The organism is Cupriavidus sp. SIMBA_020 (assembly GCF_046535395.1).
GTDB lineage: Bacteria > Pseudomonadota > Gammaproteobacteria > Burkholderiales > Burkholderiaceae > Cupriavidus > Cupriavidus campinensis.
On the sequence record NZ_JAWRWU010000829.1, the window covers coordinates 1 to 263 of the forward strand.

1 protein-coding gene is annotated in these 263 nt (G+C 45.2%); it reads left to right on the top strand.

The features are described from left to right. Positions 1–263, top strand: a 263-nt coding sequence (locus SB751_RS31695) for a S8 family serine peptidase (protein WP_410749233.1), incomplete at both ends; no start/stop codon positions are given.

Here is a 263-nt window from a genome sequence, read left to right on the forward strand (position 1 = left end):
GAACTGTTGCTGCGGTAACTAATAACGGTGAAGGTGTTGCTGGTGTTGCTTACGACGCGAAAGTAGTGCCTGTACGTGTGTTAGGTAAATGTGGAGGTTTAACCTCTGACATTGCTGATGGTATTATTTGGGCTTCAGGTGGAAATGTGTCGGGTACATCGGCAAATGCTAACCCTGCTGATGTTATAAACATGAGCTTAGGTGGTGCAGGTGCATGTAGCTCAACGACTCAAAATGCTATTAATACAGCACGCAATAACGGT